This is a genomic window from Roseovarius sp. E0-M6 (assembly GCF_037083845.1).
GTDB lineage: Bacteria > Pseudomonadota > Alphaproteobacteria > Rhodobacterales > Rhodobacteraceae > Roseovarius.
Genome location: NZ_JBAPLA010000002.1, coordinates 315012 through 325298 on the forward strand (window position 1 = coordinate 315012; position 10287 = coordinate 325298).

Annotated in this window: 10 protein-coding genes; 6 read left to right on the forward strand and 4 right to left on the reverse strand. The window is 58.9% G+C overall.

All coding sequences use genetic code 11. The annotated features are described in order from the left end of the window. Window positions 1-79: 79 nt before the first annotated feature. Window positions 80-1471 (reverse strand): sensor histidine kinase RegB, encoded by a 1392-nt coding sequence (gene regB, locus V8359_RS07925; RefSeq protein ID WP_336428226.1) that lies wholly within the window; start codon window positions 1469-1471, stop codon window positions 80-82. Window positions 1472-1561: 90 nt separating this feature from the next. Between regB and V8359_RS07930 the strand changes: the two genes are divergently transcribed. Together V8359_RS07930 and V8359_RS07935 are read left to right on the forward strand one after the other, a co-directional pair. Further along, window positions 1562-2188 (forward strand): SCO family protein, encoded by a 627-nt coding sequence (locus V8359_RS07930; RefSeq protein ID WP_336428227.1) that lies wholly within the window; start codon window positions 1562-1564, stop codon window positions 2186-2188. Window positions 2189-2263: 75 nt separating this feature from the next. After that, the gene (locus tag V8359_RS07935) at window positions 2264-2815 is read left to right on the forward strand and encodes an ActR/PrrA/RegA family redox response regulator transcription factor (RefSeq protein ID WP_336428228.1); all 552 of its coding nucleotides are present in this window, start codon (window positions 2264-2266) and stop codon (window positions 2813-2815) included. Here V8359_RS07935 and V8359_RS07940 read toward each other — a convergent pair. Then, window positions 2812-3366: a hypothetical protein gene (locus V8359_RS07940; protein ID WP_336428229.1), complete on the reverse strand. Its 555-nt coding sequence runs from the start codon at window positions 3364-3366 to the stop codon at window positions 2812-2814. The two genes, V8359_RS07935 and V8359_RS07940, sit on opposite strands and share 4 nt — an antisense overlap. Before the next feature lie 60 nt (window positions 3367-3426). Continuing rightward, window positions 3427-4023, reverse strand: a complete 597-nt coding sequence (locus V8359_RS07945) for an HD family hydrolase (RefSeq protein ID WP_336428230.1) — start codon at window positions 4021-4023, stop codon at window positions 3427-3429. 369 nt (window positions 4024-4392) lie between these two features. Between V8359_RS07945 and ahcY the strand changes: the two genes are divergently transcribed. Next, window positions 4393-5799, forward strand: a complete 1407-nt coding sequence (ahcY, locus tag V8359_RS07950) for an adenosylhomocysteinase (RefSeq protein ID WP_336428231.1) — start codon at window positions 4393-4395, stop codon at window positions 5797-5799. Between the two features lie 239 nt (window positions 5800-6038). Here the strand turns inward: ahcY and V8359_RS07955 are convergent, their stop codons facing one another. Beyond that, entirely contained in the window at window positions 6039-7493 is a 1455-nt protein-coding gene (locus V8359_RS07955; RefSeq protein WP_336428232.1) for a hypothetical protein, read from the reverse strand. A gap of 289 nt (window positions 7494-7782) precedes the next feature. Here V8359_RS07955 and V8359_RS07960 point away from each other — a divergent pair, with 289 nt between their 5' ends. The 3 genes from V8359_RS07960 (at window position 7783) to V8359_RS07970 (ending at window position 10241) form a co-directional block, all read left to right on the forward strand. After that, window positions 7783-8124, forward strand: a complete 342-nt coding sequence (locus tag V8359_RS07960; RefSeq protein ID WP_336428233.1) for a DUF2853 family protein — start codon at window positions 7783-7785, stop codon at window positions 8122-8124. Between the two features lie 209 nt (window positions 8125-8333). Beyond that, window positions 8334-9515 carry an acetyl-CoA C-acyltransferase family protein gene (locus tag V8359_RS07965; RefSeq protein ID WP_336428234.1) on the forward strand — a complete coding sequence of 394 codons (1182 nt, stop codon included), beginning with the start codon at window positions 8334-8336 and terminating at the stop codon, window positions 9513-9515. A 72-nt stretch (window positions 9516-9587) separates the two neighbouring features. Further along, a complete protein-coding gene (locus tag V8359_RS07970) occupies window positions 9588-10241 on the forward strand; it encodes a sugar transferase (protein ID WP_336428235.1) in 654 nt (217 codons plus the stop codon). Window positions 10242-10287 lie beyond the last annotated feature (46 nt).

Below are 10287 nucleotides of genomic sequence, written 5' to 3' on the forward strand. Positions count from 1 at the left end.
CACCCTACCTTCCAGTTCATAGGCAGGGTGGTCCGCTAAGGTGAACAAGTGGTTAACAGCGGTCCGCTGTGACGTGTGCTCAGCCTTTTATTGGCTGATTATCTCCAAGAGCGGCACGCCGCCCTTCGGTTCCGGTTTCTAGTTCGGCGCGGGGCCAGACAACCTCGATCACTGCGCCGGTGCGTTCGGATTTGCGGTGACCGGCGGAAAACGAATCTACACCGTTGGCAAAGCTGAGATCGGCGCCCGAACGCTCGAGCAGCGTTTTGGCGATGAAGAGGCCGAGACCCATCCCGTCATACTCCGGTCGCCTTGCGTCTGAGCGCGGGGTTCGGCGGCGCATGAAAGGTTCACCTATGCGGGGCATGATCGGGACAGGAAAGCCCGGCCCGTTATCCATGATCCGAATGGTGATGTTTTCGGCAGACCATCTCGATTCGATCCAGACGGTATCGGTGGCGAAGTCGACGGCGTTCTGGATAAGATTGCGCAGCCCGTGAATAATCTCGGGCCGGCGCAAAACGAAGGGCTGCCCTGCGAGATCTCCACCTGAGCCGTGTTCACAGATCACGGTCTTGCCGCGGTTGACATGGGGTTCCGCGGCCTCGTCGAGAACGGCACTGAGGGGGGCTGTCCGCAGGTGCATATCGTCCTTGCCGGCACGCCCCATGGATCGAAGGATGTCGCGGCACCGGTCGGCCTGTTCGCGGATCAGAAGGGCGTCCTCGTGAGCGTCACTGCCGCTGGGAAGGTCGTCGGCCAGCTCGGAACTGGTGAGCTTGATCGTAGCCAGCGGAGTTCCGAGTTCATGCGCGGCAGCCGCAACGACGCCGCCCAGATCGGTCAGTTTCTGTTCGCGGGCAAGTGCCATTTGTGTTGCTTGAAGCGCCTGTGACATCGCCTGCATTTCCGACACGACCCAACGCGAATATACCCCAAGGAAAATGACGGCGATGACAATGGCGAGCCAGAAGCCGAACCGATAGATGTCCGGCATCCGTAGAATATCGCCCTGATCCGTGCGCAGCGGCATATAGAGCCAGAAAAGAGCCGTCACGATGGCGATCGCGGTCAGACCGAGAAAGAATGTGGAGCGTGTGGACAGCGACGAGGCCGAGACAATGACCGGACCGACAACCAGAATCGCGAACGGATTATTAAGCCCGCCCGTCAGATACAGAAGAAAGCCCAGTTGCAGCAGGTCGAACATCACGAAAAACAGGTTTTCGCGCTCATTCAGCCGCTTGTTCGCCGGATAGATCATCGACACGATCAGGTTGCTGACGACCGAGGCGCCGATCACCGCGAAACATAGTCCGATGTCAAAGATGAGATCATAGGCGAGATGCGCGATCACAAGCGCCGTGATTTGCCCGACAACCGCCCACCAACGTAACAGAACCAGTGTCCGAAGCCGGATCCAGTGACCCCTTTGCCGGGGCCCGGCGAGGCCGGTCAGGGGGCTTTCCATCAGTGCGCTTTGATCCCGTTGCAAGCTGGCATCGTGGCTTTAAATGTGACACACGCAATCATGAATGCCCAGAGCGCAGGAGCAAGTGCCATGACCCGCACATTCGCAGTTATTTTCGGTGTCGCCTTGGTGGCGGTGCTGGCCTTTACATATGTCATGACACAGGGCCGCCAGGACGGAGGAATGTTTGATCCCTGCCGTTCGGCAAAGGTAGCCGGAGGAGCGGGTCAGATTGGCGGGCCTTTCACGCTTGTGAGCGAGACTGGCGAGACTGTGACGAGCGAAGAAGTACTTTCACAACCGTCGCTGATTTATTTTGGCTATACGTTCTGCCCTGACGTGTGCCCGCTTGACGTGGCACGAAATGCCGAGGCGGTCGAGCTTCTCGAAGAGCAGGGGATTGAGGTGCAGCCTGTCTTCATCTCGGTCGACCCCAAGCGCGACACGCCCGAAGTTCTTGCCGAATGGACGGATTACATGCATCCCCGCATGATCGGTCTGACCGGTTCAGACGCACAGGTAAAGGCCGCGAGCCAAGCCTACCGGACGTATTTCAAGGCCCAGCCTGCTGCGGAAGGGGACGAATTCTATCTCGTGGATCATTCGACATTTACCTATCTGACTTTGCCAGAACATGGATTCGTGGAGTTTTTCAGACGGGAAATGAGCGCGGAGGACATGGCCGCAACGACCCAGTGTTTTATCGAAAACAGCTGAACAGCTACATTTGACCCGCGACAAAACGCGGCCTAAGTCATATTTTAATCTCACCTTTAACAGGAGATATGCCGTATGGCCGAGATGCTGGAACAGCTTGGAGACGATCGATCTCTCCTGATCATGGACGATGACGAGTCGTTTTTACGACGTCTGGCGAAGGCCATGGAAAAGCGTGGCTTCGATGTTGAGACAGCGGATTCTGTCGCGGGCGGAACAGCGATCGCAACGGCCCGTCCGCCTGCTTATGCGGTTTGCGATCTGCGGCTGGGAGATGGCAACGGCCTCGACGTGGTCGAGATTTTGCGTGAAAAGCGTCCTGATTGCAGGATCGTGGTTCTGACAGGTTATGGTGCCATCGCGACGGCGGTCGCGGCGGTCAAGATAGGCGCCACCGATTATCTTTCGAAACCGGCCGACGCGCGCGATATCATCAATGCACTCGTGGCCACGGCGGACGAGCTTCCGCCGCCACCGGAAAACCCGATGAGTGCCGATCGCGTGCGGTGGGAGCATATTCAACGGGTCTATGAACTTTGTGACCGCAATGTCAGTGAAACGGCGCGCCGCCTGAATATGCACCGCCGCACGCTTCAGCGTATCCTGGCCAAGCGGTCTCCACGCTAGGGCGTGTCAGCGACATAGGCGAGAAGGTCGTCAAGCACGGTGTTGAACCGGCGTGTAGCGAAGCCTCGTGATCCCCTAGATGAATAGATAAGCTTGACCAGACAGCCATCGACGACACCGAGGGTTATGAAATCATGCTGGCGTGTCCGGTTGTCATATTCCAGATGTACGAATCCGAGACCGAACAAGCCTAAAACGGGGGTGTCCGGTTGATCGAAGAAAACCTTGCCATCGGTGACGTTTCGATCCTCGGCGCGCAGGCGGTAAATCTGGCTCGTCGCGACGGAAAGCTCGGTTGCGAGCATCTTCTCTTTGAACGTGTTGCGCCCGCGATCAAAGAAAAACACGCTGGCCACCTGACCTCTGCGGCGATCAAACCGGAGATGGTAGCCCGCGCCGCGAGTCTTTTTCTCATAGTTCGTGCGCGCGACAAGGGTATGTCCACCCAACTTGGCAGGAGCGTTGCGAAAAAGGGCCTGACAGGTTTCAAGCTTGGCCTGGGCCATTCCCGCCGATGTCAGCAGGATGAGTAGGGCGAGACACGCGCGCATGGTGAGGCTCCGGCAAACTTTGAAAAACCTAAGGGTGTTGGCCGCTGCCGTCCATCCGGCTTAGCCGATGGCAAGCTGCAATTCGCCGAAACGTGCGGTATATTCCTTGCGAACTTCGAGCGGGGGCCGAAGGCGCAGTTCCAGCCCTTTGATCAGCTCGGGATTGGGGCGACCAAAGAACTTGTCAGCCTCGTCGGTTGTGAAACCGGCAAGACGGGTCGCCTCCATCCAGGCGCTGATCTTATCGGCCTTCTTGATCTGTTTCTTCACTGTTGCCGGAATTTGAGCCGGTAGACCAAAGCGAATATGTATCGCATCCGTGAGGCGTCGGTCGAGTTCCTCATAGGCCGGTCCGACCGCGTTTTTCACGGGCGAGATCATATCGCCGATTACATATTCCGGAGCGTCGTGCAGAAGCGCCGCCATCTGCCATTTCGCCGGGGTCTTGGGGGAAATGCGGCGAAAGAGCAATTCGACCAGAAGCGAATGCTCGGCCACTGAATAGGCATAGTCTCCATGAGTTTGCCCGTTCCAGCGTGCCACAAAGGCAAGGCCATGGGCGATGTCTTCGATCTCGATATCCACCGGTGTGGGATCGAGAAGATCAAGCCGGCGGCCTGATAGCATGCGTTGCCATGCCCGGAATGGTGTCGCCATTTGGCCGTGTCCTTCGATTTCCGCGCCTCGTGCCGGGTGTCGCGTGTCGCTTGCGATGGGCGGGGATGTGACGACCCAACGCGCCGAGGGGCCCAGCATCTTTCTGTATGTGCCCCGTTTCGTCGCAAAGCTGTAGCGAAAGGAGCATGATATGTTCAAGCAGTTGCTGAGCTCTGCGGTGGGAATCGCGCTGTGATCCGACGGGACGGGCACCTTTCTACCGCAGGCCAAGTCACATCTGCCGGACTCCGAGGCGAACGCGCAAACCCGATAAACACGGCGCGATTTGCCCGTTTTCTATGCGTCACTTCGTCAAAGTTGCCACCTTTGGTTTGTAGTGCTACTTGCCTCTGAGCATAGCATGACGGAATGGAGCAGACCGTGGCAAAAGATTATATCGTGAAGGACATTTCGCTTGCCGCCTACGGGCGCAAGGAACTGGACATTGCAGAAACCGAAATGCCGGGCCTGATGGCCCTGCGTGAAGAATATGGCGCGAGCCAGCCGCTCAAGGGTGCGCGGATCGCTGGATCGCTGCACATGACGATTCAGACGGCTGTTTTGATCGAGACGCTGGTGGCGCTGGGCGCCGATGTCCGCTGGGCCTCGTGCAACATTTTCTCGACACAGGATCACGCGGCTGCGGCGGTGGCCGAAAGCGGGACACCGGTCTTTGCCATCAAGGGCGAGACGCTTGAGGAATACTGGGACTATTGTGACCGGATATTCCAGTTCGAAGAGGGCGGCGCGAACCTGATCCTCGACGATGGTGGGGATGCGACACTCTATATCCTGATCGGCGCGCGCGTTGAAGAAGGCGAGACCGACCTGATTGAAACGCCGACCTCGGAAGAAGAGGTCGCACTTTTCGCCCAGATCAAGAAGCGCATGGCGGAAAGCCCCGGCTGGTTCGTGAAACAGCGCCACATGATCAAGGGTGTCTCCGAGGAGACCACAACCGGGGTGCACCGTCTCTACAAGATGATGGAAAAGGGCCACCTGCCGTTCCCGGCGATCAACGTCAACGATTCCGTGACCAAGTCGAAATTCGACAACAAGTATGGCTGCAAGGAAAGCCTCGTCGACGGTATCCGCCGCGCCACCGATACGATGATGGCGGGCAAGGTCGCCGTGGTCATGGGCTATGGCGATGTGGGCAAAGGTTCGGCGGCGTCGCTGCGCGGCGCGGGCGCGCGCGTCAAGGTGACCGAGGTTGACCCGATTTGCGCATTGCAGGCGGCGATGGACGGGTTCGAGGTGACGACGCTCGAGGATGTGGTGTCAGATGCCGACATCTTCATCACCACCACTGGCAACAAGGACGTGATCCGCATCGAGCATATGCGCGCGATGAAGGACATGGCCATCGTCGGCAACATTGGTCACTTCGACAACGAGATTCAGGTGGCGAGCCTGAAGAACCACAAGTGGACCAATATCAAGGAACAGGTGGACATGATCGAGATGCCGAACGGCAATCGGTTGATCCTTCTGTCAGAAGGCCGCCTTTTGAATCTTGGCAATGCCACGGGCCACCCCAGTTTCGTGATGAGCGCATCCTTCACCAATCAGGTGCTTGCCCAGATTGAGCTTTGGACCAAAGGCGAAAATTACGACAACAATGTCTTCATCCTGCCCAAGCATCTTGATGAAAAGGTCGCGCGGCTGCACCTTGACCGCATCGGCGTCAAGCTGACGGAACTGAGCACGGAGCAGGCGGAGTATATCGGCGTAAAACCCGATGGGCCGTTCAAGCCCGAGCACTACCGCTACTGATTTTCTCCAGAGCGTTCGACATCTTCGCGCCCCCGGACAGCTGTGTTCCGGGGGCGCGTTTCGTTTCAGGGGGTCATTGATGGCGGCCTGTGGGTCTGGCGATGAAGCGCGAGATCAACCGGTTCTGCATACTTTGCATTGGGGCCGGTGTTGGTGCGGCGGTCAGCCGCTAGACGTCGACCGGCTCTTGCTCTTTGGTCTGCGCCTGAATTTGATGCCGTTCTGAGAGCGGGCCAGCCTCAGTACTGCGAGTACGCCATCCCGCTTTCGTAATCGCTTTCGGCGATGAACAGGAATGTCTCCTCGCTGCCTTCCGGCCTCCAGAAATGGGTGTAGCACCACTGGCTCTGGCCATCGGTGACGATACGGCAGGCCTCGTCCGCGCCGGGGTCATTGCCATCGTCGCCCGCATCGGGAAGGCCATCGCCCCAGTAGGCCGCCGGGCGCCCCTCGAAGGTGTGAACAGGCTCCATCTCCTCCGGCCAGGAGCGGTCGTATTCGCCGGTGCCCGTGGCGGTGATTTCGGTCCCGTTGCCGATATCGAAGGTGGTTGTGGTCATCGACGTCATGTCCTCGGCGGGCTGCTCCCGAACGGTGCGGTTGCAGACCTGATGCCAGACCAGCTTGCCTGCTTCGATGCGGCCACAGAGGCCCCTGTCGTCCATGCGATCCGGCGCGCTTTTGGCAGAAACAGAGACTGTTTCGGCTTGGGTATCCGAGTGGCGCGCCAACTCTGATATCTGGGTTTCGGGCGTGAAGAAGGCGGGGCCATAGACTGCGCGGTAAAGCTCGATGCCGTCATCTTCGCCGAGTGTCAGGCTGACGGTGCCGACCCGCCCGGTGGGCAGGTCCGAGGGGCCGTAGACCGAGACACCACACTTCATTCTGGCATTTGAGGCCACTCGAAGGGTCACGCTGCCCCTTTGGGTGTTGCCGCTCAGGTCGACCTCGGGCGTTTCATAGCGCTGATAGTCCGGATTATAGGGCGGGCCGTCCACGAAATGCAGATTGGGAAGAAGCGGTGCGGCGACATTGTTGCAGGCCAGCCAAGTCGACAGAGGGCTGAGCGTGTCCGGGATCACGCTGGGTGCGACGCGGATCTGCCAGCGCGTCGCTTCGCCGACGGTGGTTAGTGTTCGGGCGACCGGGGCGTCCGCGATCATCGCACCGATCACCTCGGTGGGTATGTCGTAGGTGTCTTGCAACCCAATCAGCGTTTCGATTTCCGTGAGGGTCATCTGCGGCGCGCCTCTTTGGCCAAATCGCAATGTGCCCTTTGGGTGAACGATGCGCCCGCCCTGCTGCGTGTCGATGGTGCCGCCATCGCCGGAACGTCCGGCCATGAACAGCAGCGCGCAAGGACCGGCACAGGTCTTGCCCGCAGGGATCGCGGTGGCAAACTGACCACCCAGTTGGTTGATGATATCGAAAACGGCGGCATACTCACCGGTGGCACCGCTCAGGCACAGACGCGGCACACTGGGAAATTCGGAGCTGGAGCCGGCATCCTGATAGAGACGCAACAAAGCTTCCAGAGTTTCTGCATCACCATCGGCGGGCGGGCCATCCATGCGCAGGTAGCACGACATGGCGGGGTCATCATGCACGTCCAGTTCGGCGGCAGACACCGGGACATGTTGAAATACGCCAATCAGGCCAAAAAGTATCGTGGCGAATGGGAAAAACGTGCGCATTTGAAAACCCTTGCAAAAAAGATGCTCTGTTTTTTTGAAACGCATCTCACATCCTGTCAAGCCACGAGGCAGGTGGCAAGGCGCAGATGATCGAGGCGCGCTGTTTGCCCATGAAGCCGCTTGAGGGAGTGGACTCGCATTTTCCGGTCCGCAGCATTTTGCTGCGGGGAAGGCGTGCCAACATTTCCCTTTGTTCGCGGTGGCACGTTGGTTATCGTATGACGTATGCCGATAAGGGCACAAATTAGAACGCAGGCCGGCCGAATGCCGGAGCAGAGGGAGAGATTTTATGGGAAAACGCGACGATTTGATCGCCACATACGCAGAAGATTTGCGCAGCAAGTGCGGAATGACGCCGGATATGGATTTGCTGACCAAGGTGACGATTGGCTGTGGGCCAGCGATTTACAACGCAGACGCATCCACAGTTGCAGCGACGCAGGAAGCAGAACTTGAGACCGTCAAGAACAACTTCCTGATCAAGAAGCTGGGACTTGCTGACAGCCCTGCCCTTATGGACGCGATCAATCAGGTGCTCGACATCTATGGACGCAGCGAGCGCAACAAGTATCGGGCGGTCGTTTATTATATGCTGACCAAGCATTTTGGGAAAGAATCGGTTTACGGATAAATTCAGTCTCAACGAAACAGTTTAAACGCCCGCCTTTTGGCGGGTGTTTGCATTTCGGGGAATGACGACCCTGTAGGCGCATTTCCCGCGGAAATGGCCGGACCATGTGGGCACCCTTGGGGGAGGCGCAACTTTGAACGTGACGGCGCGTCGCTGTGGACGGACTGGGGCCCGACGCCTAGTCTGGTGCGGGCAGATAGGAGATCATCATGGACGAAATCGTTATCCTTGGCGGGGCGCGAACCGCAATCGGCACCTTTGGTGGATCGCTGGCCACAGTCGAACCAACAACCTTGGGGGCCACCGTCACCCGCGAGGCTTTGACACGCGCTGGTGTCGAGGGTGTGCAGATCGGGCATGTAATTTTTGGCCATGTGATCAACACGGAACCCAAGGACATGTACCTCGCGCGGATCGCCGCGATGGAAGCGGGCATTCCGGAGACCACGCCTGCGATGAACGTCAATCGCTTGTGCGGTTCGGGTGCTCAGGCTGTTGTCTCGGCTGCGCAGGCCCTCATGCTCGGGGATGCGGATTTCGCGGTTGCGGGCGGAGCGGAAAGCATGAGCCGCTCTCCCTTCATCCTGCCCGAGCTTCGCTGGGGCCAAAAGATGGGGGACATGCGCACGCTCGATATGATGCTTGGGGCGCTGAACTGTCCGTTTGGCACGGGACATATGGGAGTCACCGCCGAGAATGTCGCGAATGAGCACGGCATCAGCCGCGAGGATCAGGACGCCTTCGCGCTCGACAGTCAGAAGCGCGCCAGCAAGGCGATTGAGACGGGGCGTTTCGAAGAACAAATCGCTGCGGTCGAAGTCAAATCCCGCAAGGGTAGCGTCGAATTCAGGGTTGATGAGCATCCAAAGCCCACCACCGACGAGGCACTTGCCGGTCTGCGCCCGGTCTTTCAGAAGGATGGCACGGTCACGGCGGGCAATGCGAGCGGGATCAATGATGGCGCGGCGGCGATCGTCATGGCGCGCGCGGACGCTGCCGAGCGTGCCGGTCTTACCCCGCGGGCGCGCATTCTTGGCTATGCGCATGCCGGGGTCCGGCCCGAGGTGATGGGCATCGGTCCTATCCCGGCTGTCGAGGCCCTGCTAAAACGGACGGGGCTTAGCTCAGAGGACTTTGATGTCATTGAATCGAACGAAGCCTTCGCCGCTCAGGCGATTGCGGTAAACCGGGCCTTGGGCCTTGATCCCGCGAAGGTGAACCCAAATGGAGGCGCGATTGCGCTTGGGCATCCTGTCGGCGCCACGGGTGCGATCCTGATGGTCAAGGCGCTCTATGAGCTTGAGCGTATTGGTGGGTCAAAGGCACTCGTCACCATGTGTATCGGTGGCGGTCAGGGGATCGCGGTAGCGCTTGAGCGCACAGGGACTTGATCCCATGACATTTGCAAGTTGTTAAGAGTATTGCATTAGCGTCACCGGCGACACGATCGCGAGGGGACGGACATGTATGTGGCGCTTGGTCATGTGTGGACCATCCGGGGAGGGAGGGCCGACGGCAAACGGATTGTCGACGTTTGCCTGACGCTTGCCGCGGCGCCGCTGATTTTTCCGATGATCGTGATGCTTGCCTTGTTTGTCTGGCTGCAGGATGGGCACGGACCGTTTCACCGGCAGGAGCGTATTGGCCGCAACGGAGAGCGTTTTCGGATCTGGAAACTGCGCAGCATGAGCCCGGACGCCGAAAGGAGACTTGCGGTTTTGTTGCGACAGGATCCTGCGCTTGCGCGGCAATGGCGCGATGCACGCAAATTGCGGCACGACCCGCGCGTGACGCCGGTGGGCCGGTTTCTCCGGCGCTATAGTTTGGATGAGTTGCCGCAGGTGATCAATATCCTGCGCGGAGAGATGAGCCTTGTGGGCCCTCGCCCCGTGACAGCCGAAGAACTATGTTCGCATTACGGGGAAAGCGGCGCGCGGGCCTATTACCGTGTTCGACCCGGAGTGACCGGACTCTGGCAGGTTATGGGGCGGAATGAGCGGACATATGCGGACCGTGTGAGCTTTGATAAGCTTTATGTCGAAGGCCGTTCGCCGTGGCTCGATATGTGTATTCTGCGGCGGACGGTTCTCGTGGTTCTGCGTGGCAATGGCTGCTGAAGCCTTTTGCGAACCGATCGTGACCCCGACACGCCCGTGCCTTGAG

Excerpts from the sequence above, each read along its gene's own strand:
- V8359_RS07965 (WP_336428234.1), top strand. The coding sequence starts at position 8,334 with ATGGACGAAATCGTTATCCTTGGCGGGGCGCGAACCGCAATCGGCACC.
- V8359_RS07970 (WP_336428235.1), top strand. The coding sequence starts at position 9,588 with ATGTATGTGGCGCTTGGTCATGTGTGGACCATCCGGGGAGGGAGGGCC.
- V8359_RS07935 (WP_336428228.1), top strand. The coding sequence starts at position 2,264 with ATGGCCGAGATGCTGGAACAGCTTGGAGACGATCGATCTCTCCTGATC.
- V8359_RS07930 (WP_336428227.1), top strand. The coding sequence starts at position 1,562 with ATGACCCGCACATTCGCAGTTATTTTCGGTGTCGCCTTGGTGGCGGTG.
- V8359_RS07960 (WP_336428233.1), top strand. The coding sequence starts at position 7,783 with ATGGGAAAACGCGACGATTTGATCGCCACATACGCAGAAGATTTGCGC.
- V8359_RS07955 (WP_336428232.1), bottom strand. The coding sequence starts at position 7,493 with ATGCGCACGTTTTTCCCATTCGCCACGATACTTTTTGGCCTGATTGGC.
- V8359_RS07940 (WP_336428229.1), bottom strand. The coding sequence starts at position 3,366 with ATGCGCGCGTGTCTCGCCCTACTCATCCTGCTGACATCGGCGGGAATG.
- ahcY (WP_336428231.1), top strand. The coding sequence starts at position 4,393 with ATGGAGCAGACCGTGGCAAAAGATTATATCGTGAAGGACATTTCGCTT.
- V8359_RS07945 (WP_336428230.1), bottom strand. The coding sequence starts at position 4,023 with ATGGCGACACCATTCCGGGCATGGCAACGCATGCTATCAGGCCGCCGG.
- regB (WP_336428226.1), bottom strand. The coding sequence starts at position 1,471 with ATGGAAAGCCCCCTGACCGGCCTCGCCGGGCCCCGGCAAAGGGGTCAC.